General features: G+C 38.7%; 23 protein-coding genes. All 23 read left to right on the top strand.

Translation table 11 applies throughout. The features are described 5' to 3' along the window. Positions 1-146 precede the first annotated feature (146 nt). The 23 genes from murJ to ubiB all read left to right on the top strand — a co-directional run bounded on the left by murJ (position 147) and on the right by ubiB (position 25,777). Positions 147-1,721 (top strand): murein biosynthesis integral membrane protein MurJ, encoded by a 1,575-nt coding sequence (murJ, locus tag ACFSAV_RS02025; RefSeq protein WP_101774421.1) that lies wholly within the window; start codon positions 147-149, stop codon positions 1,719-1,721. 89 nt (positions 1,722-1,810) lie between these two features. Then, positions 1,811-2,752 (top strand): bifunctional riboflavin kinase/FAD synthetase, encoded by a 942-nt coding sequence (gene ribF / locus ACFSAV_RS02020; protein WP_379095636.1) that lies wholly within the window; start codon positions 1,811-1,813, stop codon positions 2,750-2,752. Between the two features lie 26 nt (positions 2,753-2,778). Then, the gene (gene ileS / locus ACFSAV_RS02015; RefSeq protein ID WP_379095633.1) at positions 2,779-5,589 is read left to right on the top strand and encodes an isoleucine--tRNA ligase; all 2,811 of its coding nucleotides are present in this window, start codon (positions 2,779-2,781) and stop codon (positions 5,587-5,589) included. A gap of 108 nt (positions 5,590-5,697) precedes the next feature. Next, positions 5,698-6,207 (top strand): signal peptidase II, encoded by a 510-nt coding sequence (gene lspA / locus ACFSAV_RS02010; protein WP_101774418.1) that lies wholly within the window; start codon positions 5,698-5,700, stop codon positions 6,205-6,207. 9 nt (positions 6,208-6,216) lie between these two features. After that, positions 6,217-7,161, top strand: a complete 945-nt coding sequence (ispH, locus tag ACFSAV_RS02005) for a 4-hydroxy-3-methylbut-2-enyl diphosphate reductase (RefSeq protein WP_379095629.1) — start codon at positions 6,217-6,219, stop codon at positions 7,159-7,161. Positions 7,162-7,369: 208 nt separating this feature from the next. Then, entirely contained in the window at positions 7,370-7,717 is a 348-nt protein-coding gene (locus ACFSAV_RS02000) for a ComEA family DNA-binding protein (RefSeq protein ID WP_379095626.1), read from the top strand. A gap of 115 nt (positions 7,718-7,832) precedes the next feature. Next, positions 7,833-8,441: an RdgB/HAM1 family non-canonical purine NTP pyrophosphatase gene (gene rdgB, locus ACFSAV_RS01995; RefSeq protein WP_379095623.1), complete on the top strand. Its 609-nt coding sequence runs from the start codon at positions 7,833-7,835 to the stop codon at positions 8,439-8,441. Positions 8,442-8,760: 319 nt separating this feature from the next. After that, positions 8,761-9,084 carry a YbjQ family protein gene (locus ACFSAV_RS01990; RefSeq protein ID WP_379095620.1) on the top strand — a complete coding sequence of 108 codons (324 nt, stop codon included), beginning with the start codon at positions 8,761-8,763 and terminating at the stop codon, positions 9,082-9,084. Further along, a complete protein-coding gene (hemW, locus tag ACFSAV_RS01985; RefSeq protein ID WP_379095617.1) occupies positions 9,085-10,236 on the top strand; it encodes a radical SAM family heme chaperone HemW in 1,152 nt (383 codons plus the stop codon). A 139-nt stretch (positions 10,237-10,375) separates the two neighbouring features. Further along, positions 10,376-11,035 (top strand): ribose-5-phosphate isomerase RpiA, encoded by a 660-nt coding sequence (gene rpiA / locus ACFSAV_RS01980; protein WP_379095614.1) that lies wholly within the window; start codon positions 10,376-10,378, stop codon positions 11,033-11,035. A 27-nt stretch (positions 11,036-11,062) separates the two neighbouring features. After that, the gene (gene serA / locus ACFSAV_RS01975) at positions 11,063-12,295 is read left to right on the top strand and encodes a phosphoglycerate dehydrogenase (RefSeq protein ID WP_101774411.1); all 1,233 of its coding nucleotides are present in this window, start codon (positions 11,063-11,065) and stop codon (positions 12,293-12,295) included. Positions 12,296-12,464: 169 nt separating this feature from the next. Beyond that, the gene (gene mltG, locus ACFSAV_RS01970) at positions 12,465-13,511 is read left to right on the top strand and encodes an endolytic transglycosylase MltG (RefSeq protein WP_379095611.1); all 1,047 of its coding nucleotides are present in this window, start codon (positions 12,465-12,467) and stop codon (positions 13,509-13,511) included. Position 13,512: 1 nt separating this feature from the next. Beyond that, complete coding sequence (tmk, locus tag ACFSAV_RS01965; protein ID WP_379095608.1) at positions 13,513-14,154, top strand: dTMP kinase; 642 nt, start codon at positions 13,513-13,515, stop codon at positions 14,152-14,154. Beyond that, positions 14,155-15,135 (top strand): DNA polymerase III subunit delta', encoded by a 981-nt coding sequence (locus ACFSAV_RS01960; protein WP_379095605.1) that lies wholly within the window; start codon positions 14,155-14,157, stop codon positions 15,133-15,135. An 8-nt stretch (positions 15,136-15,143) separates the two neighbouring features. Continuing rightward, positions 15,144-15,926 carry a YchF/TatD family DNA exonuclease gene (locus tag ACFSAV_RS01955; protein WP_379095602.1) on the top strand — a complete coding sequence of 261 codons (783 nt, stop codon included), beginning with the start codon at positions 15,144-15,146 and terminating at the stop codon, positions 15,924-15,926. Between the two features lie 30 nt (positions 15,927-15,956). After that, on the top strand, positions 15,957-16,481 hold the full coding sequence (locus tag ACFSAV_RS01950) for a DUF1523 family protein (protein ID WP_101774406.1): 525 nt from the start codon (positions 15,957-15,959) through the stop codon (positions 16,479-16,481). 89 nt (positions 16,482-16,570) lie between these two features. Next, positions 16,571-17,878: a polyamine export protein PaeA gene (gene paeA, locus ACFSAV_RS01945; RefSeq protein ID WP_379095599.1), complete on the top strand. Its 1,308-nt coding sequence runs from the start codon at positions 16,571-16,573 to the stop codon at positions 17,876-17,878. Between the two features lie 408 nt (positions 17,879-18,286). Continuing rightward, the gene (locus ACFSAV_RS01940) at positions 18,287-20,245 is read left to right on the top strand and encodes an LTA synthase family protein (protein WP_379095596.1); all 1,959 of its coding nucleotides are present in this window, start codon (positions 18,287-18,289) and stop codon (positions 20,243-20,245) included. Positions 20,246-20,421: 176 nt separating this feature from the next. Then, complete coding sequence (gene nhaA, locus ACFSAV_RS01935; RefSeq protein WP_379095593.1) at positions 20,422-21,606, top strand: Na+/H+ antiporter NhaA; 1,185 nt, start codon at positions 20,422-20,424, stop codon at positions 21,604-21,606. 415 nt (positions 21,607-22,021) lie between these two features. Then, a complete protein-coding gene (gene ubiE, locus ACFSAV_RS01930) occupies positions 22,022-22,828 on the top strand; it encodes a bifunctional demethylmenaquinone methyltransferase/2-methoxy-6-polyprenyl-1,4-benzoquinol methylase UbiE (protein WP_379095591.1) in 807 nt (268 codons plus the stop codon). Between the two features lie 17 nt (positions 22,829-22,845). After that, on the top strand, positions 22,846-23,535 hold the full coding sequence (locus ACFSAV_RS01925) for a DUF4328 domain-containing protein (RefSeq protein ID WP_379095588.1): 690 nt from the start codon (positions 22,846-22,848) through the stop codon (positions 23,533-23,535). Beyond that, a complete protein-coding gene (locus ACFSAV_RS01920) occupies positions 23,535-24,203 on the top strand; it encodes a ubiquinone biosynthesis accessory factor UbiJ (RefSeq protein ID WP_379095585.1) in 669 nt (222 codons plus the stop codon). The genes ACFSAV_RS01925 and ACFSAV_RS01920 overlap by 1 nt, the downstream gene beginning before the upstream one ends. Next, positions 24,194-25,777, top strand: coding sequence for a ubiquinone biosynthesis regulatory protein kinase UbiB (ubiB, locus tag ACFSAV_RS01915; protein WP_379095582.1), 1,584 nt, complete (start codon positions 24,194-24,196; stop codon positions 25,775-25,777). Before ACFSAV_RS01920 ends, ubiB begins: the two co-directional genes overlap by 10 nt. The last annotated feature ends 17 nt before the right edge of the window (positions 25,778-25,794 follow it).

The following is a 25,794-nucleotide window of genomic DNA, read 5'->3' as shown; positions in this document are numbered from 1 at the left end:
TTATATCAATTAAGCACGCTTAAGATGGCTCACCAAACGATGTGGGCGAGATTTTAGCAGTTTTTTTACATAGAATATAGCGTAAAAACGAAATTTCTATACAATTAAGTAAAATTTATTCAGACAACCAAGCCGAGTACATTATTTTGAGCAAAGGATTATTAAAATCAGGCATTGTGGTCAGTTCAATGACTTTATTATCACGTATTTTAGGCTTAATACGAGATGTTGTTATCGCGAATTTATTAGGGGCAGGCGTTGCCGCAGATGTTTTTTTATTCGCCAATAAAATTCCCAATTTTCTCCGTCGTCTCTTTGCAGAAGGTGCATTCTCACAAGCCTTTGTTCCCGTCCTTGCCGAATACCAAAAATCGGGCGATATTGATAAAACACGAGAATTTATCGGTAAAGTATCTGGCACTTTGGGTGGATTAGTGTCAATCGTGACACTCTTTGCAATGATTTTTTCTCCACTTGTTGCAGCTATTTTTGGAACTGGTTGGTTTTTAGATTGGCTTAATGATGGAGCTAATGCAGTCAAATTTGAACAAGCTTCATTATTATTAAAAGTGACGTTTCCTTACTTGTGGTTTGTCACTTTTGTTGCCTTATCCGGTGCTATTCTCAATACTATTGGTAAATTTGGTGTGATGTCTTTTTCACCAGTTCTGCTCAATATTGCCATGATTTGTACCGCTCTTTTCCTTGCACCACGTATGAATAATCCTGATCTCGCTCTCGCAATTGGAATCTTTCTCGGTGGTTTACTGCAATTTTTATTCCAAATTCCTTTTTTAAAACAAGCAGGTCTATTAGTAAAACCCAAGTGGGCTTGGCATGATGAAGGGGTAAAAAAAATCCGTACACTGATGATCCCCGCGTTGTTTGGAGTATCTGTTAGTCAAATAAATTTATTATTAGATACCTTAATCGCCAGCTTCTTAATGACAGGTTCTATCAGTTGGCTTTACTATTCTGATCGTTTATTAGAGTTCCCATTAGGGCTATTTGGTATCGCTATTTCGACTGTCATTCTGCCAACACTGGCGCGTCAGCATGTCAATCGCAGCGAGAATGGTGAACAAAGTAATCAAGATTTTCGCAACACGATGGATTGGGGCGTACGTATGATCTTATTACTTGGCATCCCTGCGATGGTTGGTATTGCTATCCTCGCTCAACCATTATTACTTGTGCTCTTTATGCGAGGTAATTTTGGTTTAAACGATGTACAAGCAGCTTCACTTTCATTGTGGGCGTTTAATATGGGCTTACTGAGTTTTATGTTAATTAAAATCCTCGCCAATGGTTACTATGCACGTCAAGATACTAAAACTCCCGTTAAAATTGGTATTATTGCGATGATTAGCAACATGGGCTTTAACCTACTTGCTATTCCTTTTAGCTATGTAGGATTAGCCATGGCATCGGCAATATCAGCAACATTGAATGCTTACTTACTCTATCGTGGTTTAGCTAAACAAGAGATCTATCATTTTAGTCGCAAAAGTGCGGTCTTTTTTGGCAAAGTTTTGTTTGCAGCAGCAGCCATGGGAGGACTAGTTTGGTATAACACACCAAACCTACTCGAATGGCATGCAATGAACTTTTTGACTCGCATACATTGGCTAGTTTGGCTAATTGGTTTAGCCATCCTTGTTTACTTTGGCACACTTGTTCTGCTTGGCATTCGCAAACAACATTTATTCAGCAAGGGATAAGCATAAAAAAATATCGCCTATTTAATGAATTTATGCTTATAATGTCCGGATTATTTTGGCTTATAAATTTCGAACGGATAACGATTTCAATGCGACTGATTCGTGGCATTCATAATTTACCTAAAAATTTATCAGGTTGTGCACTAACAATTGGCAATTTCGATGGTGTTCATCTTGGCCACCAAGCCATTTTGCGTCATTTACAGCAAAAAGCAGAGCAATTAAATTTGCCAGTCATCGTCATGTTATTCGAGCCTCAGCCACGAGAATATTTTACAGGTGAAACAGTGCCAGCTCGTTTAATGCGTTTACGTGATAAATTACATTATCTTGCCGAAGCGGGCGTTGACTACGTCATGTGCATTCGATTTAATCAAACATTTGCCCAACAAAGTGCACAAGATTTTATCCAAGATTGGCTAGTAAACAAGCTAAAAGTGAAATTTTTAAGCATTGGAGATGATTTTCGTTTTGGCGTCAAACGACAAGGAGATTTCCACTTATTACAACAAGCAGGCCAACAATTTGGCTTTATAGTTGAAGATAATCATAGTTTTTGTCTTGAGCAATTACGCATTAGCAGCACAGCTATCCGAGAAGCTCTCGCTAATGATGAGTTGGTCCGCGCTGCCGCTATGCTAGGCAGACCCTATTGTATTTTAGGACGTGTTGTACATGGTAATAAACTCGGACGAACTATTGGTTTTCCAACAGCCAACATTCCTTTACACCGTCAAGTCAATCCTGTTAAAGGCGTGTATGCGGTTAAAGTGCGGTTAAAAAATGAAAAAATTTACCGAGGTGTTGCCAATATAGGTAAACGCCCCACTATCAATGGAGTCGTACAGCTTTTAGAAACTCATCTTTTTGATTTTAAAGGTGATATTTACGGACAATGTCTTGAAGTGGAATTTTGCCACAAAATCCGCAACGAAGTTAAGTTTCCTTCTTTTGACGCATTAAAACAACAAATTGCTCAAGATGTAGAAACCGCAAAACAATTTTTCAGAACACAACATATAAAAGATTAGTTAATTTTATTAATTGGGATATCACAATGACAGTTGATTATAAAAACACTCTTAACCTGCCAGAAACAGGTTTTCCTATGCGTGGTGATTTGGCCAAACGAGAGCCAAACATGTTAAAAAATTGGTATGAAAAAGATCTCTACCAAAAAATTCGCCAAGCATCAAAAGGCAAAAAATCCTTTATTCTGCACGATGGTCCTCCCTACGCAAACGGCACCATTCATATTGGTCACGCAGTTAATAAAATTCTAAAAGATATCATTGTTAAATCTAAAACCGCACTAGGTTATGACTCACCTTACATTCCAGGTTGGGATTGCCATGGCTTACCAATTGAATTAAAAGTTGAAGGTATTGTTGGTAAACCAAATGAAAAAATCTCTGCTGCAGAATTCCGTGAGGAATGCCGTAAATATGCGGCTGAGCAAGTTGAAGGTCAGAAAAAAGATTTCATCCGTTTAGGCGTGTTAGGTGATTGGGATAATCCATACTTGACGATGAATTTCAATACTGAAGCGAATATCATTCGTGCTTTTGGTAAAGCAGTCGAAAACGGACACTTATATAAAGGTTCAAAACCTGTTCATTGGTGTTTAGATTGTGCCTCATCGCTTGCTGAAGCAGAAGTAGAATATGAAGATAAAGTATCGCCTTCTATTTATGTACGTTTTAATGCCGTTGACCCTACTGAAGTAGAAGCAAAATTTAATGCACTAGGTAAAGGTTCAGGTAAAATTTCTGCAGTAATCTGGACAACAACACCTTGGACAATTCCATCGAATCGAGCAATTGCATTACATGAAAACCTAGACTATCAATTAGTTCAATTTAATGATGAGCGCGTCATTTTAGCTAAAGATTTAGTCGAAGATGTTACTAAAGCGGCAGGTATTGAACAATTTAGCCTATTGGGCGAAGCTAAAGGAAAAGAGCTTGAATGGCTACGCTTCAATCACCCATTCTATCAATTCAGCGTACCATTTATTTTAGGCGATCATGTAACCACTGATGGCGGTACTGGTTTAGTTCATACCGCACCAGACCATGGTCACGACGACTATGTTATCGCAATGAAAAATGGTATTGAAATAGCGGGTTTGATTGGTAATGATGGCTTATTTAAAGCAGATGTTCCCTTCTTTGCGGGTAAAGGCGTATTCGAATCTAACGATCTTGTTGTAGCAAAACTCCAAGAAGTCGGTGCAATGTTAAAATTCAGCAAAATCAAGCATAGCTATCCACATTGCTGGCGCCATAAAACACCAATTATTTTCCGTGCAACACCACAATGGTTTATTGGTATGGAAAAACAAGGTTTACGTCAACAAGCCCTAAGCGAAATCCAAAAAGTACGTTGGATTCCAGATTGGGGTCAAGCGCGTATTGAAAAAATGGTGGAGAATCGTCCAGACTGGTGTATTTCACGCCAACGTACTTGGGGAGTACCCGTCGCCTTATTTATCCATAAAGAAACTGAGCAATTACATCCACGCACGGTTGAACTAGTAGAAGAAGTCGCAAAACGCGTAGAACAAAAAGGTATCCAAGCATGGTGGGATTTAGATCCTGCCGAATTATTAGGCGCAGATGCAGAACACTACAGTAAAGTGCCTGATACACTAGATGTCTGGTTTGATTCAGGATCAACCTATTTCTCGGTTGTCAAAGATCGCCCTGAATTTAATAATCAAGAAGCAGATATGTATCTCGAAGGCTCCGACCAACACCGCGGTTGGTTTATGTCCTCATTAATGTTATCTACCGCAACGGATAATAAAGCGCCATATAAACAAGTGTTAACGCATGGCTTCACAGTGGATGGACAAGGTCGCAAGATGTCAAAATCTATCGGCAATATCGTTACACCACAAGAAGTAATGGACAAATTTGGTGGTGATATTTTGCGTTTATGGGTTGCTTCGACGGATTACACAGGCGAAATTTCCGTATCAGATGAAATTTTAAAACGTGCTGCCGATGCTTACCGCCGTATTCGTAATACAGCACGTTTCTTGTTAGCAAACTTGAATGGTTTTGACCCGCAACGTGATTTAGTCAAACCAGAAGACATGATGGTATTAGATCGCTGGGCAGTAGATTGTGCCTTGCAAGCACAGAAAGAAATTAAAGACGCTTATGATAATTACCAATTCCATGCTGTGATTCAGCGTTTAATGAAATTCTGTTCTATCGAAATGGGTTCATTCTACTTAGATATTATTAAAGATCGCCAATATACAACAAAAGCTGACAGTTTAGCACGCCGTAGCTGCCAAACCGCATTATGGCATATTGCAGAAGCGTTAGTTCGTTGGATTGCACCAGTGCTGTCATTTACTGCAGATGAAATCTGGCAATATATTCCAGGAGAACGTAATGAGTTTGTTTTCACCGAAGAATTTTATGATGGCTTATTTGCTCTAGATGCGAATGAAGACATGAATGACGCTTATTGGCAAAAAGTGATTACACTACGCAATGAAATTAACTGTGTGTTAGAACAAGCTCGTAATGACAAAGTAATCGGTGCTGCCTTAGAAGCTGAAGTGACTATCTATGCGAATGAAACTTACGCTGAATTATTAAATCAATTACAAAACGAATTACGTTTTGTTTTAATCACCTCAAAAGCAGAGGTCAAACCATTAGCAGAGGCTGATGTTGCAGAAGGTGGTATAAAAGGGTTAGCAGTTAAAGTTATTCGCTCGCAAGCTGAAAAATGTCCACGTTGTTGGCATTATTCAAACACTATTGGTACACATACAAATCATCCAACATTATGTTCACGTTGTATTGAAAATGTGGAAGGTGAGGGCGAACTAAGACAATTTGCTTAACTCAAGGAAGCGCGAATTAAGCGTTCCTATTTATCAAATCTATGCAAAATCTTATCAGGGCGAACATCAAGTTCGCCCGTGCAATTTTGAATATTTTTAAAGGTACTTATGACACAAACCAAAACAGGACTTTCTTTTTTATGGCTAAGTGTAATTGCTTTCATACTTGATTTAGGCACAAAATACCTTATCGTGCAAAATTTCACTTTGTATGAAAGTATTAACATTCTTCCTTTCTTTAATTTAACTTATGTACGCAATTATGGTGCGGCATTTAGTTTTTTAGCAGAACATTGTGGCTGGCAAAAATACCTTTTTATTGTACTCGCTTGCGTCATTTCTTTAATGCTAATCTACTTTCTCTACAAAAATGAGGCTACACAAAAAATACAAAATAGCGCTTATGCTCTAATTATCGGTGGCGCGCTTGGTAATATGGCAGATCGAGCCTACCATGGTTTTGTGGTTGATTTCTTTGATTTTTATTGGGATATCTATCACTATCCGGTATTTAATGTTGCTGATATTGCGATTTCAATAGGCGCAGGTCTGTTAATTTTAGACGCAATAAAAAATCGTAATGAATCAGAACCTAAACCAAAACAAGAAGACAAATAAGGGAAAATAATGAAAATTATTTTAGCTAATCCACGTGGTTTCTGTGCAGGTGTTGACCGTGCCATTAGCATTGTTGAGTCGGCACTGGAAATTCACGGTTCACCTATTTATGTGCGTCATGAAGTAGTACATAACCGCTTCGTCGTCAATGGATTACGTGAACGTGGTGCGATCTTCGTCGAAGAACTCAATGAAGTTCCAGATGGCGCGATTGTTATTTTCTCTGCCCATGGTGTTTCACAAGCTGTGCGCCAAGAAGCCAAAAAGCGCAACCTAAAAGTCTTTGATGCCACTTGTCCATTAGTCACCAAAGTACATATGCAAGTTGCTCGTGCGAGTCGTAAAGGTACCAAAGCGATTCTAATTGGTCATGAAGGTCACCCTGAAGTGGAAGGCACAATGGGACAATATGACAACCAAGAAGGTGGTATTTTTTTAGTCGAAAGTGTAGAAGATATTGCTAAACTGAATTTAAAAAATGATGAAGATTTAACTTTTATGACACAAACGACATTATCTATTGATGATACCAGTGAAGTAATCGAAGTCTTAAAACAAAAATACCCTGCTATTCAAGGTCCACGCAAAAACGATATTTGTTATGCCACCACCAACCGTCAGCAAGCTGTACGTGAATTGGCTCAACAATCTGATCTAGTCATTGTCGTCGGCTCAAAAAACTCTTCAAACTCAAATCGTTTGGCAGAATTAGCCTCTCGTATGGGGGTCAGCTCAAAACTGATTGATGATGCTGATGATATTGATCCACAATGGCTAAGCAACGTGAAAACAATCGGCATTACAGCAGGTGCGTCTGCACCCGAAGTGTTAGTTCAATCAGTCGTAAAGCGGCTACAACAATTAGGCGTAACTTGCGTAGAAGAACTACAAGGCTGTGAAGAAAACACAGTATTTGAAGTACCAAGAGAATTACGCATTACAGAAGTGAATTAAGCATTACAGAAGCGAATTAAGCATAAAGCTAGAACAATGTTCTAGCTTTTTTATTTTCTCTTTTTTGCTTTCTAAAAATGTGTTCTACGATCTAGATCGCAAAAGTGCGGTCGATTTTTTGCAAGTTTTCCGATTTTCATAAAAATGCCCCTCTGTTGAGATTATTCAACAAATCATTTTTAACCTCACAACTTCACAAGGAAAACTTATGAAATTTAATTCAATTCTCATCGCATTTCTCACATTCACCTCCGTTTTTACGAGTTCAAGCCTGCTGGCTGAGCCTAAACATGATACAAAAGTACGAAATACACAAATCATGCCAGTCACACCTGTCCAAGTTGAATCCCCTCCGAGCATAAGTAAAGTCAATGTCAATAGCGCCACTGCTGCTGAATTACAACAAGCATTGATTGGTATTGGTACGAAAAAAGCAGAAGCCATCATTCAATATCGTGAAGCACATGGACCTTTCAGCATGGCAGAACAATTACTTGAAGTACAAGGCATTGGTAAAGCAATACTAGAGAAAAACAAAGATCGCTTACTCTTCTAATTCTCTATTCTATGGCTTATAGCGGAATCCATCGGTTCCGCTTATTTACACTTTTGGCTTATTTACTAGAAAAGCGTATAATTTCTTCACCTTTTCTTAACATATAGGATGTTAAATGAAACAAAAAATCGTACTCGCAACTGGAAACCAAGGTAAAGTCAAAGAAATGGCTGATGTACTGGCAGATTTTGGTTTTGAAGTCATTGCGCAAACAGATTTAAATATTGAAAGCCCAGAAGAAACAGGGCTCACTTTTGTTGAAAATGCCTTATTAAAAGCACGCCATGCCAGTAGAATCGCTGGTCTACCAGCAATTGCTGACGATTCAGGCTTAGTTGTCAAAGCATTAGCTGGCGCACCAGGTTTATATTCAGCACGCTACGCGGGCGTAGATGATGATACAGCGGATGCCCAAAATCGTGCTAAGTTATTAAGCGAGCTTACCAATGTTACCCAAACTGAACGCCAAGCCAAATTTGTGAGTTGTATTGTCATGCTACAACATGAAGCCGATCCTTCGCCAATTATTGCCGAAGGCGAATGCATTGGAGAAATTGCATTAGCAGAAAAAGGCAACAACGGTTTTGGCTATGATAGTGTATTTTTTAGCCCAGAAGTCAATTGTACTTTTGCTGAATTAGAAACGGAGCAAAAGAAAAAAATTTCTCACCGTGCAAAAGCTTTATCAGTGTTAAAAAATAAACTCACGATAATAGGCGGTTAAGCTTAAGTAACAGCTTACATGTGACAAAATACTGTCTGTTTCTATTCTCACTATACCTAATGTTGCGTTATCATTTGATTTATAGTATTGCTTAGCAAAAAGCGACAGTATTGAATTTGTGGTACTTACTAGTATACCAGCAACTGATAACAACCTTTGCTGGCTGCGATCAATAAAGAGATGAAATATGTATGCGGTGATAACAGTCTCAATCGTACACAATTAGCAGAAGGTATAAAAATCATATAGTACTAGTAAAAAATGATAGAAATTCGACCGCACTTTTCCATCTCTGACAATCTCAAATTAAGGACAAATTATGCTTATTACAACTACACCGAATGTTGAAGGCAAACAAATCACGGAATATAAACAAGTAGTTTTTGGCGAAGTGGTCGCTGGCTCAAACTTTATTCGCGACTTCTTTGCGGGTATTACGGATATTTTAGGTGGTCGCTCTGGTGCGTACGAATCTAAAATCACTAAAGCGCGTCAAGAAGCACTGGAAGAAATGCAAAAAAATGCACAACGTTTAGGTGCAAATGCGATTGTCGGCGTTGAAGTGAATTACACTTCAATTAGCGGTGATGGCAAAAGCATGTTTATGATTGTCGCCAGTGGCACAGCAGTAGTGGTACGCTAAGTGAATCTGGTACTCCCGCCCTTAAGCCTATATATTCACATTCCTTGGTGTGTGCAGAAATGCCCATATTGTGATTTTAACTCACACGCCCAAAAAGGGGAGATTCCTGAGCAAGAGTATATACAGCATTTATTACAAGATCTCAGCCAAGATCTTGTTCGCTTTTCTACCAGCATTCAACAACGTAAATTGCATTCCATCTTTATTGGCGGTGGTACACCTAGTTTATTCTCTGCGCAAAGTATTCATTACTTATTAAGTGAAATTGAAAAACGTATTCCATTTGAACAGGACATTGAAATCACCCTAGAAGCCAATCCGGGAACGGCAGAAGCAGAACGATTTAAGGGCTATGTACAAGCAGGCGTGACTCGTATCTCAATGGGAATCCAAAGTTTCAATGATGATAAATTACAGCGTTTAGGACGAATTCATAATGCAGCTGAAGCCAAAAGTGCGGTCAGTTTTGCTAAAGTTTCAGGACTCAATAGTTTTAATCTTGATCTTATGCATGGCTTACCAAACCAAAATTTAACAGAAGCCCTTGATGATTTAAAACAAGCGATTGCATTAGCGCCGCCTCACTTATCTTGGTACCAGCTCACGATTGAGCCGAATACGATGTTTGCCTATCGCCCACCGGTTTTACCTGATGATGATGAACTTTGGGACATCTTTGAACAAGGACACCAATTATTAATAGTAGCAGGATATGAACAATACGAAACGTCTGCTTATGCAAAAGCAGGCTTTCAATGTAAACACAATTTGAATTATTGGCGTTTTGGTGACTATCTCGCAATTGGCTGTGGTGCACATGGTAAAGTCAGTTTTGAACATGGTGATATTATTCGTTACTCTAAAACCAAACACCCTAAAGGCTACATGCGAGGTGAATATTTGTATGAAGAAAAACATGTTGGTGTAGAAGATCGTGCATTCGAATTTTTCATGAACCGCTTTCGTTTATTAGAAGCAGTACCTAAAATAGCACTTCAACAGTTCACTGGATTAGCGCAACATACTGTCGAACCACAAATCAATTGGGCGCTTTCTAAGCATTATATTGAACAATCCCCTGACTATTGGAAAATCACAGAACAAGGTAAATTATTCTTAAATGAATTGCTGGAACAATTTTTACCTCAATAGACTTGTTAATCCCAATGAATAGGATTAAAGTAGAGCGTTATTACAATACACGCAAACGATTACGTCACATACCTTATCAGTAAAAAAGTCATTCATTACAACAATATTAGGTTAATTATTTACTAAAAAAGGATTAAAAATGAATCAACTTGAAATGAAAAAACAAGCGGCAAGAGCAGCACTACAATATGTTAAACCAGATACGATTGTCGGTGTTGGCAGTGGCTCAACAGTAAATTGTTTCATTGAAGCCTTAGGTTCGATGAAAGATCAAATTAAAGGCGCAGTTGCTGCATCTAAATCCTCCGAACAATTATTAAAACAACAAGGTATTGAAGTATTTAGTGCAAATGAAGTTTCAGGGTTAGATATCTATGTTGATGGTGCTGATGAAGTTAATCCACAAAAAATGATGATTAAAGGTGGGGGCGCAGCGCTTACTCGAGAAAAAATTGTCGCAGCACTCGCTAAAACATTCATTTGTATCGTCGATCAAAGCAAACAAGTGGATGTATTAGGTTCAACCTTTCCATTACCCGTAGAAGTTATTCCTATGGCTCGCTCCCAAGTAGCTCGCAAGCTAGTGGCATTAGGTGGGTCGCCAGAATATCGCGAAGGTGTTGTCACCGACAATGGCAATGTCATTTTAGATGTGCATCATTTTTTGATCATGAGTCCAATGGCAATGGAAAAAGAATTAAACAACGTTGCAGGTGTAGTGACCAACGGTATTTTTGCCCTTCGTCCAGCAGATATTATTATTGTTGGCACACCTGATGGCACGAAAATTATCGAATAACAAAATAAATACAAAAGGAAAGCAAATATGACAAACAAAGTATCACTTGATAAATCAAAAATTAAATTCTTACTGTTAGAAGGTGTACATCCAAGTGCTATTGAGGTATTACAAACAGCGGGCTATACCAATATTGAATATCACAAAAAAGCGCTTGATGATGATGAATTAAAAGAAGCAATTAAAGATGCTCATTTTGTTGGTATTCGCTCACGCACATTTTTGACCGCAGATGTGCTTGCGCATGCACAAAAGTTAATTGCAATTGGTTGCTTCTGCATTGGTACTAATCAAGTAGATTTAAATGCCGCAAAATTACGTGGAATTCCTGTTTTTAACGCCCCTTTCTCTAATACGCGTTCTGTTGCGGAATTAGTCTTAGGCGAAATTTTGCTGTTAATGCGTAATGTGCCACAAGCCAATGCCGAAGTGCATCGTGGTATTTGGAATAAATCAGCAGAGGGCTCACATGAAGTACGGGGCAAAAAATTAGGTATCGTAGGCTATGGTCATATTGGTTCGCAATTAAGTGTTATCGCAGAGTCACTGGGTATGCGTGTTTTCTTTTATGATATTGAAAATAAATTACCCTTAGGCAATGCACAACAAGTGCGCACATTAGAAGAGTTACTTGCTATGAGTGATGTTGTGTCATTACATGTACCAGAAAATGCCTCAACCAAGAATTTAATTAGTGCCGAGCGTATTGCACAGCTAAAAGATGGCTCAATCTTAATCAATGCTGCGCGTGGTACTGTAGTCGACATTGATGCCTTAGCTCAAGCCTTATCCTCTGGCAAAATTCGTGGTGCTGCATTAGATGTTTTTCCTGAAGAACCCGCGTCAATTCAAGAAGAATTTGTTTCACCATTACGTGCATTCGATAATGTGATTTTAACTCCACATATCGGTGGTTCAACTTCAGAAGCACAAGAAAATATTGGTGCAGAAGTTTCTGGTAAATTTGTTAAATACTCTGACAATGGCTCAACGCTCTCTGCAGTTAATTTCCCTGAGGTTTCTCTGCCAGAACACGGTGGGACGAAGCGTCTACTTCATATTCACCATAATCGCCCAGGTGTATTAAATAAAATCAACCAAGTGTTTGTTGATGCTAACGTCAACATCGCAGCACAATATCTACAAACTGATCCAGCTATTGGTTATGTGGTTATTGATGTTGAAACCGAAGATACGAATGGATTATTAAATCAGTTAAAAGATATTGAAGGTACCATTCGTGCACGTGTATTATTTTAAATAATCCTTTCAACTCACATCAGGGCAGTGCTTAACTGCCCAATTTACCTTTCACAAAACCCAAATGACCACTTCAGTTTGCCGTTACGGTTTATTCTCATATTCTGTGTTATAATTAAACTCAATTTTGCCTCCTATTTTGTGACTCTTTTCATAGCAAGGTATATTGATGAAAAAATTTTTTAGCTTGTTACTTACACTCGCCTTGATTGCCTCTGGCGCAGGTTTGTATTTTTATTATCAACTTGAACAGTTTGCTAATCAGCCAGTTCAAGTTGAACAAGATCAATTACTTTCAGTGCAACGTGGCACAACTGGGCAAAAATTGGCACAATTACTTGAGCAAGAGAAATTACTAGCAGATGCGAGTCTATTGCCTTATTTATTAAAATTAAATCCGCAACTGAATAAAATAAAAGCTGGTACCTACGCCTTAAATGACGTAAAAACAGTAAAGGATTTATTACATGTGTTGAATGTGGGCAAAGAAGCCCAATTGAGCATTCAATTCATTGAAGGCGATACTTTCAAAACATGGCGTAAAACATTAGAAAAGACACCGCATTTAGTGCAGACCTTAGCCAATAAAAGCGACGATGAAATCTTTGGTTTGTTAGATATCCCCGACTTTGCTAAAGCTATTTATGAATGGCGTAACCTCGATGGCTGGCTCTATCCTGATACTTATCACTACACACCGAATTCAACAGATTTAGCCTTACTAAAGCGCGCGGCCGATCGCATGAAAAAAGCCCTTGATCAAGCTTGGCAACAACGTGATAAAGACTTACCACTCGATAATCCTTATGAAATGCTTATTCTCGCCTCTATTGTAGAAAAAGAAACGGCTATTGCCGCTGAACGAGGTAAAGTTGCTTCTGTCTTTATCAACCGTTTAAACAAGAAAATGCGCTTACAAACTGATCCTACTGTCATCTATGGTATGGGAGAAAACTATGATGGCAATATTCGTAAAAAAGATTTAGAAACACTGACTGCTTACAACACTTATCTCATTGATGGCTTACCCCCAACACCAATTGCGATGCCAAGTGAAAGTGCGTTAATGGCAGTTGCTAAACCAGAAAAAACTGATTTTTTATATTTTGTCGCAGATGGCACAGGGGGGCATAAATTCAGCCGAACCTTAGCAGAACATAATCGCGCAGTACAAGAATACTTGCGTTGGTATCGCAGTCAGAAAAATGGAAAATAATATGAGAACAGGTAAATTTATTGTACTGGAAGGCATAGAAGGGGCGGGAAAAACCACAGCGCGTGACAGCATTGTTGCCGCACTTAACGCCCATGGCATTCAAAATATTGTGTTTACACGCGAACCCGGTGGTACCCCATTAGCAGAAAAGTTACGCCAGCTGATTAAGCATGAAACCAAAGAACCAGTGACGGATAAAGCTGAACTATTAATGTTGTATGCTGCACGTATTCAATTAGTCGAAAATGTGATCAAACCTGCATTAGCAGCAGGGAAATGGGTGATTGGTGATCGCCATGATATGTCATCACAAGCGTATCAAGGTGGCGGTCGTCAACTCGACAAGACTCTGCTTACCACCTTGAAGCAAACAGTATTAGGTGAATTTGAGCCAGATTTAACCATCTATTTAGATATTGATCCAGTGTTAGGACTCAGTCGAGCAAGAGGGCGCGGTGCACTTGATCGTATTGAACAACAAAATCTTGACTTCTTCCAACGTACTCGCCAACGTTATTTAGAACTGGTTGAGCAAAATCCTAAAGCAATTACAATCAATGCAGCACAAGATATTGCTCAAGTCAGCATAGCAGTACAAAGTGCGGTCAAAAATTGGCTAATTTCACAAGAAAAAGGCAACTAAATGGCTTACTACCCTTGGCTTGAAACTGACTATCAACAAACTATTCGTGCGTTTCAACAACAGCATGGTCATCATGCTCTGCTGTTTAAAGCAGAACAAGGTTTAGGGGTTGAGCAACTTTTACATCGACTCGGACAATGGATCATGTGTCAACAGCCACAAGATCAACAACCTTGTGGGCATTGCCATAGCTGCCATTTATTCCAAGCAAACAACCACCCTGATATTTACTCCCTTGAACCCATCGAAAATAAAGATATTGGCGTGGATCAAGTACGTGAAATTAGCGAAAAAATTAATCAGCATGCCCAACAACATGGCAACAAATTAATCTATATAAAAGGGGTTGAACGCTTAACTGAAGCAGCGGCTAACGCTATTTTAAAAACCCTTGAAGAACCTCGCCCACAAACTTATTTTTTATTACAAGCTGATGCAGCAGCAACAATCATGCCAACAATTTATAGTCGTTGCCAAGTCAGCTTAATCAAACCACCTGCCAAAGAAGTTGCGCTGAATTGGCTGCAACAACAAAGTGCGATCGATATTTCGCAAATTCAGACCGCACTTCGTATCAGCTATGGTCGTCCGTTGCTAGCATTAACGGTCTTACAACAAGGGTTATTAGAGAAACGGCGAGAGTTTTTGCGCCAATTTTGGCTATTTTATCGTAAATGTTCACCACTTGAATTACTGCCCCATTTTGAAAAAGAACTGGTTTTCCAACAACTTGACTGGCTATTAGCATTTTTAGCTGATGCATTAAAAGCGAAATTACAAATTAATCAGCATTGGATTTGCCAAGACTTAGCGGCTGGTATCACTCAATTTAGTGCACAACACAGCCCGCAAGCGTTATTAAACGCCAATCAAATTATACAAAAAGTGCGCACCGACTTAGCGCAAATTAATGCCGTTAACCAAGAATTAATTTTACTTGACGGCTTAACTCGATTAATTACTGATGTATTTGAAGGATAAAAACCAAAATGTTTATTGTTGATTCGCATTGCCACTTAGATGCGCTAGATTACGAAAATTTACATGACAATATTGCTGATGTCGTCAATAAAGCCAATGCACGAGATGTTAAACATTTACTTGCTGTCGGTGTTACTTTAACTCGCTTTGAACAAATTTATGCTGACTTAGCTAAATTTAACAACGTGTCTTTAGCTTGCGGCGTACACCCACTCAACTTAGATGAAGAAGCTTTTGATTACCATAAATTACTCAAGTTAGCACAAGACCCAAAAGTGATTGCCATTGGTGAAACGGGTTTGGACTATTACTACAGTGCTGATAATAAAGCCTTACAACAACAAATTTTTGCACAACAAATTCAAATTGCAAATCAATTAAACAAACCTGTCATTGTACATACTCGTAGTGCCCGCGAAGACACTATTGCGATTTTAGCTGAAAATCAAGTAACGCAATGTGGCGGTGTACTCCATTGCTTCACTGAAAACTGGGAAATGGCAAAGCAAGGCTTAGATCTCGGTTTATATATTTCACTTTCTGGTATCATTACATTTAAAAATGCGGAAGAACTGCGTGAAGTTGCACGCCAAGTCCCGCTAGATCGTTTATTAGTAGAAACGGATTCACCTTATTTAGCGCCAGTACCTTATCGCGGCAAACAAAATCAACCCGCCTATGTACGCGAAGTGTGTGAATATGTAGCAACCTTAAAAGGCGTATCCTTTGAGCAATTTGCCCAAATCACTACACAAAACTTTGAACGTTTATTCAAAATTAATGTACAATAAATAAGCTATTTACTGGTTAAGGAAGATATGATGCGAAAGTTTTTTAAATTCTTTTTTCTCACTGTAATTTTTGTCTTTCACTTATTCTTATTCGCCACTGTCAATTTTGTTACGCCAAGCTATGATGTAACAAAAGTTACTGGCGTTGAAGTTAAACGAGTGGATAAAGATGGACCGATTACCAAAGCAAACCCAGCTGATGGTCCAACACGTGATGTCTATTTCATTAATACACAGCACCAAGATGGCAAAATCATGGTCTACCGTAATGAAGACACACGTTGGGGCTTTCCATTTTATTTTAAATTTGGTTCAGCCAATTTACATGCTCAAGCTGAAGCATTAGGGAAAGAAGACAAAACTGTTCAGATCAAATACTATGGTTGGCGCTTAGTCATGTTTGACGAATTCCGCAACGCAGTCAGTATTAAAGCACTCGATGAGGCAGACAGTGCAAGCCATCCTATTTTAGCTTATATATTATATTTCTTATTGCTTATTACACTTTTCTTTTCTATCCAGTTTGTACGTGGCTGGTTTGATAGCGAAAATTAGCTGATTTTTCCTCTCTTCACGCGGTTTAATAATCATTTAAACCGCGCCCCTCCTTGTTCTATTTTAAATCATCAAAACAGAGATATTTTATGAGTTTATTTGAGGCAATCTTAAGTTTAGGCATATTAATTGTGATTAGTGCGGTAATTTCTTCCGCTGAAATGTCCCTTGCTGGCGCACGTAAACTGAAATTACAGAATTTAGTTAATGAAGGAGACGAACGTGCTGCACTAGTGCTTGCCCTACAAGCCCAACCGGGACGTTTTATTACCGTTGTACAAATTGGATTAAACATGGTCGCAATTTTAGGCGGAATTATTGGTGAAAGTGCCATCCGCCCTTATTTAAAAAATGCATTAGCGACTCAAATAGCACCAGCATGGCTAGAAAGTACTGCTTCTTGGCTAGCTTTCGCGCTTGTTACCTCCGCATTTATTCTATTAGCAGATCTGGTGCCAAAACGCCTTGCCATGATTAACCCAGAAAAAGTGGCATTACGCACAGTACGTATCATGTCAGTGTGTATTTTTATCTTAAAACCATTAGTTTGGATCTTCGACTCTATTGCCAATAATTTCTTCAAGTTATTCCGTATTTCCACTATTCGCGAAGAAAATATGACACCAGAAGATATTGTTGCCATTGTCGGTGCGGGCGCAGAAGCTGGCGTAGTCAAAGCACAAGAACATTATCTGATTGAAAACATTTTTGATATGCAACAAAGAACCGTCACCTCCACCATGACTACTCGTGAAAATATCGTGTTTTTAGACCGCGCTTTTGATCGCCAAGCTGTACTAGATACCCTAACTAAAAACTCACATTCTAAACTTTTAATCTGCGATAACGGTTTAGATCGTATTTTAGGTTATGTGGAATCTCACACTTTACTGACAATGTATCTACAAGTTGAAAAAGGCGTTTCACTGACTGATAATCGCCTATTACGCAAAGCCTTGTTTGTACCTGATACGCTCTCTTTATTTGAAGTCTTAGAATTATTCAAATCGACAGGTGAAGATTTTGCCGTGATTGTAAATGAATATGCATTAGTTGTTGGGCTCATCACATTAAATGATGTCATGAGCATTGTCATGGGAGAACTTGTTTCCAATGAAGAAGAACAAATTGTACGCCGCGATGAAGACTCTTGGTTAATTGATGGTGCAACACCATTAGAAGATGTCATGCGAGCATTAGATTTAGATAGTTTTCCAGGACAAGAAAACTACGAAACTATCAGCGGCTTTATGATGTATATGTTACGTAAAATTCCTAAAAAAACCGACTTTGTGCTCTATGATCAATATAAGTTTGAAATTATTGATACGGAGAATGTAAAAATTGATCAATTATTAGTATCACTACGCAAAGATCGCGAACAACCCCCTCAATAAAAGTGCTCTAACCAAATAATCATACGCTTAAAAACAGGCGGAATAACTATATCCGCCTGCCGACACCATCAAAAAACGTCACTCTATTTTTGCTATTAGCTAGGAATGAATATGGCTAAAATGCTTGCACTATTTGTAGAATATAGCAATCCAATTCACGAACTTAATGCCAACAACCGTTTTAATCGCATCTTCTACCAAATCAGACAAACGTTCCACAACTGCTACTACAGTACATGAGTCAAATTGATACAGGCTATATGCGGGGATTTAGCTTTCAAACACAAACCAATTAAGCTATTGCACAAAAAGAACAGACAGAAACAACGAAAAAAGAGATAATAAGAATTATTCCGCCAAAGTGCGGTCTAATGTGGTCGATTTATTCATTCACTATCTGGACTAACTATGAACGCAACTTATCCAAATTCAATAAAAACGCACCGCACTTTGCTCTTCCCGATTTTCTTTTTCGTCGCTATCAACTTATTTATCTTCAGCTTATCTCGCTTAGGACTTGCACTGTGGCAAGCAGATCGAATTAACGCAGCTGATGGCTGGTTGGCATTATTCTTACAAGGTGTCCGTATTGATATCGTTTCGCTCTGCTATTTATTTGGTGTGCCAGCCTTACTTACTGTATTACTTTATCACCACAACTCACTCGGATGTATTTGGCAAAAAATACTCAGAGTTTGGCTTACTTGCGGTAGTGTTTTTATTCTTTTTATGGAAATCGCCACGCCCGCTTTCATCGAAACCTATGATTTTCGTCCTAACCGTTTATTCATCGAATATCTTATCTACCCCAAAGAAGTCTTTAGCATGCTGATGGAAGGACATTTACTGGCAATGGTAATCAGCCTCACTGTCACTGTTCTCGCAACAGTTTTATATTGGAAGCTAGCAGGTTGGGCGGTACAACATCTTTCCTCACCGAGTTGGAAATTCCGTCCAATAATCGCTTTAGTTGTCATTGCTGTGGCATTCATTGGCGCACGCTCAACCTTCGCTCATCGTGGTATTAATCCAGCCATGGTGGCATTTTCATCTGATGCCTTAGTCAATTCATTAGTCCTCAATTCTGGTTATTCTGTGATCTATGCAGCACAGCAATTAAAAGATGAGGATAATTCTTCTGCGTTGTACGGCAAAATGGAAACAGAAGAAATGTTACGCATTGTAAAACAAAGTCGTGGTCGTCCAGAAAGTGACTATATTTCTAGTCAGTTCCCCACATTAACGATGAACCACGCCACTTATCAAGGCAAACCTAAAAATATTGTGATTGTGTTAGAGGAAAGTCTCGGTGCCCAATTTATTGGCAGTTTAGGGGGCTTACCGCTTTCGCCAGAATTTGACAAATTAGCACAAGAGAGTTGGTTATTTGAAAATTTATATGCTACTGGGACACGCTCAGTACGTGGAATTGAAGCTATTACCGCAGGTTTCACCCCAACACCAGCTCGTGCCGTTGTCAAACTCAACAACAGTCAACATGGCTTTTTCACGATTGCGGAATTACTCTCAAAACAAGGTTATCATACTTCCTTCATCTATGGCGGCGAGAAACATTTTGATAACATGGCAAGCTTCTTCTACGGCAATGGTTTCCAACAAATCATTGACGAAAAAGACTATGTTAACCCGAAATTCCAAGCAACTTGGGGGATGAGCGACGAAGATTTGTTTGATAAAGCTCACGAAACTTTCACTAAGTTACACAATGAAGGCAAACCTTTCTTTAGTTTAGTATTTAGTTCAAGTAACCATGATCCTTTTGAATTTCCAGATGGCAAAATCGAACTCTATGAGCAACCTAAGCAAACACGTAAAAATGCAGCAAAATATGCAGACTATGCAATAGGTCATTTCTTCCGCCTCGCCAAACAATCTAACTATTGGCAAGATACGCTATTCTTAGTTATCGCAGACCATGATTCACGTGTGGGTGGTGCCGCATTAGTCCCAATTAAACACTTTCATATCCCAGCATTATTTATTGGCGAAGGTATTGACGCAAAACGCGATCCTCGTTTAGTCAGCCAAATCGATATGCCAACAACATTACTCTCCCTTGCAGGGGTGAGCGGTCAATACCCAATGATCGGCTACGATTTGACTCAAGATGTCAATCCAAACCGTGCATTTATGCAATATGATCAAACCCAAGCAATGATGAAAGGATCAGATGTGGTTATTTTAACCCCAAAAGTAGAACCGCGTGGTTATACATATGATCGCCAAACTGGGGAATTTACTGAAAAAATGCTACCTGAATCGCTTAAAAAAGAAGCATTAGCCCATGCACTGTTAGGCAGTTATTTATATAAGAATAGGTTATATAAATCAGAAGACAAAAATTAATCAAAAATAGGGATAGTTATCGGCTATCCCGCACTTTAAAGCTCAAATTACATACAAAAAATAAGAATAGGCAGAAAAAATCGCAATAACAGGATAATTGCATATTATTTTATTTCATTTTTCAGCACAAAAAGTGATATAAATAGCAGGATTATAAATAAAATAAGAGGGGAAAAATGTTAACACCAATTCAAAATTTTCTAAAACAAGAAGCCGCTGGCGGTATTTTATTATTTATTTTTGCAACTTTAGCGATTATTTTAGCCAACACACCATTAAGTGATTTATATTTTAGCTTTTTACAAACACCTGTGAGTGTCCAAATTGGCGCTTTTATCATCAACAAACCCCTATTAATGTGGGTAAATGATGGTTTAATGGCTGTCTTTTTTATGTTAGTGGGTATGGAAGTTAAACGTGAACTATTAGAAGGTTCATTATCAAGCTACCAACGTGCAATTTTCCCAGCGATTGCAGCCATCGGTGGTATGGTGATTCCGGCAGTCATTTTTGTTTTATTCAATTCGGGACATCCTGAATATCAAGAAGGTTGGGCTATCCCAATGGCAACGGATATTGCTTTTGCTTTAGGTGTCGTTGCCTTACTAGGTAAACGCGTTCCTTTAGCCCTTAAAATTTTCTTGCTTGCCTTAGCGATTATTGATGACTTAGGCGCTATCGTTGTCATCGCCTTGTTCTTCTCCCATGATCTAAGTCCACAAGCTTTTCTCTTTGCTGGTGTTGCCGTAGCTATCCTCGTTACCATGAACCGTTTAAAAATCACGGCATTATCCGCTTATGGTATTGTGGGAATTATCCTCTGGGCATCAGTATTAAAATCAGGCGTACACGCCACATTAGCTGGCGTTATCATCGGCTTTTGTATTCCACTTAACGGTAAAAAAGGCGAGCGTCCATTAGATGATTTTGAGCATACTCTTTCACCTTGGAGCGCATTTGCGATCTTGCCATTATTCGCTTTCTGTAACGCAGGGGTATCGCTACTTGGCATGGGTATAGACAACCTCACTTCTACATTACCTGTGGGAATCGCGCTTGGTCTTTTATTAGGTAAGCCGTTAGGTATCTTCTCATTCTGTTTTATTGCAGTAAAACTTGGGATTGCAAAATTATCTGAGGGCATTAACTTTAAACAAATTTTTGCCGTATCAGTACTCTGTGGTATTGGTTTCACGATGTCAATGTTCCTCGCAGGGCTTGCTTTTGGTGGTGAAACCAGTAATGAAAATGTCACTGCATTAGCTCGTCTAGGTATTCTGATGGGTTCAGGTCTATCTGCACTTTTAGGCTACTTCTTATTAAAACTATGTACCAAAAATACCCCAGAAGCAGAAGCCTAACTCAAGACTTTAACTAACACATTCGCCGCCACAACAAAATTGTTGTGGCGCTTTATTATTGCAACTTTCATTGAATTTATTGTAAAAACAGAAAGCATTTCGCATTCGCAAATTAGCTGTAAATCTACGCAAACAATTTGTGGAAAAATTGGAAACAGCAACGAATCAATCCGAGCGTACTTCAAGCTAAACTAAGTGACTTAAAAGATTGTGAACAATCAAATTACGTTAGGCAGGATATCGGCTCATTTATTAAACTATTGACGATAGCATCATTATTCGAATCATTGCAGTGAGCAAACACAAACAGAATATCACATAGCATAATGCAGCGATCAGATTATAGAAAAATAGCGGCATTATCTGCTATTTTTTGTTATCCTTAGAACAATTTTGCGTGCTATGGACAATATTTATGACAAACCAAACAAATCTAGAACAAAACCAATCCTTTCCGCAGCAATCACAACCAACAACAAACGAAGAAACCACTCATTTTGGTTTTAAAACGGTTGCTAAATCAGAAAAACAAAAAATGGTTGCCAATGTTTTTCATTCCGTTGCCGACAAATACGATCTGATGAATGATTTACTCTCTTTTGGTATTCATCGTGTTTGGAAACGTTTTACAATTGATTGTAGCGGTGTTCGCAAAGGGCATAAAGTGTTAGATCTGGCTGGCGGTACTGGTGATTTTACCGCTAAATTCTCACGTATCGTCGGTGAAACGGGCGAAGTAATACTAGCAGATATTAACGACTCAATGTTGCGTGTTGGGCGTGAAAAACTACGTAATCTTGGTGTCGTTGGTAATGTCAATTATGTACAAGCCAATGCCGAAGCACTTCCTTTTCCCGATAATACTTTTGACTGTGTGATCATCAGTTTTGGTTTACGTAACGTAACAGATAAAGATAAAGCACTACGTTCCATGTTCCGCGTATTAAAACCGGGTGGTCGCCTATTAGTCCTTGAATTTTCTAAACCTATTTTAGATCCACTCAGCAAAATTTATCATTTCTATTCTTTCAATATTCTGCCCAAAATTGGTGAAGTCGTCGTAAATGATGGCGATAGCTATCGTTATTTAGCGGAATCGATCAGAATGCATCCAGAACAAGATATTCTTAAACAAATGATGAACGATGCTGGTTTTGAGCAAGTCAGTTACTACAATTTAAGTGCAGGTATCGTCGCATTACATCGGGGTTATAAATTCTAAAGATAGAGGTGACAATAATGAACTCTCGAATAAAAAACCACTCAAAATTAGTCTTGTTCTTATTAGCACTTGATGTGCTTATCCAAATAGCCCAATTATGGTTAAATACAAAACTGAATGATGGCATTGATTTATTCCTAGAAGGCAAAAGAAGCCAAGCATTAAAATTGCAGCTTGATCAATTAGTCCAGTTCAATAACTTGCTTTATTACAGCAAGATAATCAGTTTCATCATATTGGGTATTGTCATACTTAGCTGGATTTATCGCGCTCATCGCTTTGTGCATACTCGTGTTGACGCAGTAAACATCAAATTTACCGATGCAGCTTGTGTAGTCTATTTCTTTATTCCTATCGCGAATTTATTCATGCCTTATAAAGCAATGAAAGAAACGTGGTTAGCCAGCCAATATCCAGATTCATGGCGTAATAAACCTACTCCAATCACCCTTGTCATCTGGTGGACACTGTGGTTACTCTATCTTAACCTTGCTATCCTAATTCCACCTGTTTGGTTCGAATTTCAAACCTTAGCATTGGTTCAAGAAATGACACTTATGACAAATACCATTAGTGTATTATCTATCTTATTGTCTGGTGTTTTCGCATTAATTGTGCTCCAAATTGAACATATACAAAGTAAATATGCCGCAGAACCAACGCAAAATTCACCAACACAACCGCCTAACAATGTTTTAGTGAGTTAATGCCAATGAAAACTTTATCTATTTTTCAACAGCTCATGCTACCACAACTGATTAATGGTACATTAGAAAGGGTATTAAATTACCTTATTCAGCGCACTGATGATTGTGAACCGTACTTGCGCAAACTGAATCACAAAATATTACAAGTCAAATTACAAAAATTCGACTTACCATTCTATTTCATCTTCTCACCACAACGCATTGATTTACTCAACCAATATGAAGGCGAAAGTGACTGTGCTATTGATATTGCACCAAATTTACTCCTGCATCTGCCCAAGAAAGCCCAACTTAGCCAATTTATCAATGATAGGTCTATTCTGTTACAAGGTGATTTACAAGTATTGCAAGACTTCGTTGCACTCATCGAATTTTTAGAAAAAGATCCTGCTGAATTGCTATCACGTTATATTGGAGATGTGCCAGCACAAAGTGCAGTCGATTTTTTAAACAAATTACGTCACATCATGCAACATAAACTGTCGCAAAGCCAGCAATTTTGGGGAGAACGCTTAACTGAAGAATGGCAAGTCATCTCACCAAGCTTGGCAATTGCAGATTTTTGTGATCAAGTCAAAATATTAGAAAAAGACACCGCACTTTTAGAGCAAAAGATCAATAAACTCTGTGCACAGGTGCCTAATAAGATGGATAAGCAATGCATTTAAACGACATCAAACATCTATATAAAATTATCAAAACCTTTTTAACTTATGGGATTGATGAAGTATTACCACACAATCGCTACACTCGCCCAATTCGTTGTTGGCGTAACAGCTTATTTTGGCTACGCAACCAACATCAAGATAAATCCTTTGGCTTACGCTTACGCCTTGCATTACAAGAACTCGGTCCCGTTTGGATCAAATTAGGGCAAATGCTTTCTACTCGTCGCGACTTATTTCCCGCAGAAATTGCCGACGAATTGGCTTTATTACAAGATCGAGTTGATGCTTTTGATGGCAAAATTGCTCGTCAACAAATTGAACAAGCACTTGGTGCCCCATTAACAACGTGGTTTGAAGACTTTGATGAAAATGCGTTAGCTTCTGCCTCGATTGCACAAGTGCATACTGCAAAATTCAAACAAAACGGACCGCACTTAAATGCACACTTAGCAGGCAAAGAAGTGGTGATTAAAGTCTTACATCCTGATATTCAGCAAATGATCGATTCCGATCTCAGCTTAATGTACAAACTGGCTAGTTGGATTCCTCGTTTAAATACAGAAGGACGCCGCTTACGCCCAGTCGAAGTCGTGCGAGAATATGAAAAAACGTTGCGTGATGAGCTCGATCTACGCCGTGAAATGGCAAATGCAATTCAACTGCGTGCTAACTTTGAAAACAGCCCAATGCTATATATACCAGAAATGTATCAGCAATTCTGCCATCAAAATGTGATTGTCATGGAGCGTATTTATGGTATTCCTGTATCAAACATCGCTGAATTAGAAGCGAATGGTACAAATATGAAATTACTCGCTGAACGTGGCGTACAAGTCTTCTTTACTCAAGTATTTCGAGATAGTTTCTTCCACGCAGACATGCATCCCGGCAATATTTTTGTCAATCCAAATCACCCAGAAAACCCACAATACATTGGTATAGATTGTGGCATTGTTGGACGTTTAAATGACCATGATAAACGCTATTTAGCCGAAAGCTTTGTTGCCTTTTTTAATCGCGATTACCGCCGCGTGGCACAAATGCATATCGAATCAGGTTGGACGCCAAAAGAGACTAATATTGATGATTTTGAACAGGCATTCCGTGAAGTATGTGAACCCATCTTCGCTAAGCCACTGTCCGAAATTTCCTTCGGTCATGTGCTAGTAAACCTATTCAATGTCGCGCGTGAATATAATATGGAAGTTCAACCACAATTAGTCTTGTTACAAAAAACATTACTGTATATTGAAGGTTTAGGCAGACAACTTTATCCACAGCTTGATTTATGGGATACCGCCAAACCTTTTTTACAAAAATGGTTAGATGAGCAAATGGGGATTAAAGCTTTTGCCAAGTCGGTCAAACAAAAGCTACCTTATTGGCGTGAGCACTTTGTTGATCTGCCAGAAAATGTCATGGAGGCATTAGAACAACAAAAAGTCATTGCTCAACAATTAACGTCACTCAATCAAACATTAAAACAAAAACAGCATAAAAACGGCTTGACATCATTTTTACTTGGTTTGGCTTGTGGCATTGCCTTTTGGTTACTCACAACTCTCTTGAGCTGATCAAGCTCAACAAAATA

Source organism: Pasteurella oralis (assembly GCF_042681465.1).
GTDB lineage: Bacteria > Pseudomonadota > Gammaproteobacteria > Enterobacterales > Pasteurellaceae > Pasteurella > Pasteurella oralis.
The sequence above is the reverse complement of the archived record's forward strand: the minus strand, read 5'-3'. Positions and strand labels throughout refer to the sequence as shown.

What these genes read in the sequence shown, in the direction of transcription:
- ribF (WP_379095636.1), top strand. Translation starts at nt 1,811, where the DNA reads ATGCGACTGATTCGTGGCATTCATAATTTACCTAAAAATTTATCAGGT.
- ileS (WP_379095633.1), top strand. Translation starts at nt 2,779, where the DNA reads ATGACAGTTGATTATAAAAACACTCTTAACCTGCCAGAAACAGGTTTT.
- lspA (WP_101774418.1), top strand. Translation starts at nt 5,698, where the DNA reads ATGACACAAACCAAAACAGGACTTTCTTTTTTATGGCTAAGTGTAATT.
- ispH (WP_379095629.1), top strand. Translation starts at nt 6,217, where the DNA reads ATGAAAATTATTTTAGCTAATCCACGTGGTTTCTGTGCAGGTGTTGAC.
- ACFSAV_RS02000 (WP_379095626.1), top strand. Translation starts at nt 7,370, where the DNA reads ATGAAATTTAATTCAATTCTCATCGCATTTCTCACATTCACCTCCGTT.
- rdgB (WP_379095623.1), top strand. Translation starts at nt 7,833, where the DNA reads ATGAAACAAAAAATCGTACTCGCAACTGGAAACCAAGGTAAAGTCAAA.
- ACFSAV_RS01990 (WP_379095620.1), top strand. Translation starts at nt 8,761, where the DNA reads ATGCTTATTACAACTACACCGAATGTTGAAGGCAAACAAATCACGGAA.
- rpiA (WP_379095614.1), top strand. Translation starts at nt 10,376, where the DNA reads ATGAATCAACTTGAAATGAAAAAACAAGCGGCAAGAGCAGCACTACAA.
- serA (WP_101774411.1), top strand. Translation starts at nt 11,063, where the DNA reads ATGACAAACAAAGTATCACTTGATAAATCAAAAATTAAATTCTTACTG.
- mltG (WP_379095611.1), top strand. Translation starts at nt 12,465, where the DNA reads ATGAAAAAATTTTTTAGCTTGTTACTTACACTCGCCTTGATTGCCTCT.
- tmk (WP_379095608.1), top strand. Translation starts at nt 13,513, where the DNA reads ATGAGAACAGGTAAATTTATTGTACTGGAAGGCATAGAAGGGGCGGGA.
- ACFSAV_RS01960 (WP_379095605.1), top strand. Translation starts at nt 14,155, where the DNA reads ATGGCTTACTACCCTTGGCTTGAAACTGACTATCAACAAACTATTCGT.
- ACFSAV_RS01955 (WP_379095602.1), top strand. Translation starts at nt 15,144, where the DNA reads ATGTTTATTGTTGATTCGCATTGCCACTTAGATGCGCTAGATTACGAA.
- ACFSAV_RS01950 (WP_101774406.1), top strand. Translation starts at nt 15,957, where the DNA reads ATGCGAAAGTTTTTTAAATTCTTTTTTCTCACTGTAATTTTTGTCTTT.
- paeA (WP_379095599.1), top strand. Translation starts at nt 16,571, where the DNA reads ATGAGTTTATTTGAGGCAATCTTAAGTTTAGGCATATTAATTGTGATT.
- ACFSAV_RS01940 (WP_379095596.1), top strand. Translation starts at nt 18,287, where the DNA reads ATGAACGCAACTTATCCAAATTCAATAAAAACGCACCGCACTTTGCTC.
- nhaA (WP_379095593.1), top strand. Translation starts at nt 20,422, where the DNA reads ATGTTAACACCAATTCAAAATTTTCTAAAACAAGAAGCCGCTGGCGGT.
- ubiE (WP_379095591.1), top strand. Translation starts at nt 22,022, where the DNA reads ATGACAAACCAAACAAATCTAGAACAAAACCAATCCTTTCCGCAGCAA.
- ACFSAV_RS01925 (WP_379095588.1), top strand. Translation starts at nt 22,846, where the DNA reads ATGAACTCTCGAATAAAAAACCACTCAAAATTAGTCTTGTTCTTATTA.
- ACFSAV_RS01920 (WP_379095585.1), top strand. Translation starts at nt 23,535, where the DNA reads ATGCCAATGAAAACTTTATCTATTTTTCAACAGCTCATGCTACCACAA.
- ubiB (WP_379095582.1), top strand. Translation starts at nt 24,194, where the DNA reads ATGCATTTAAACGACATCAAACATCTATATAAAATTATCAAAACCTTT.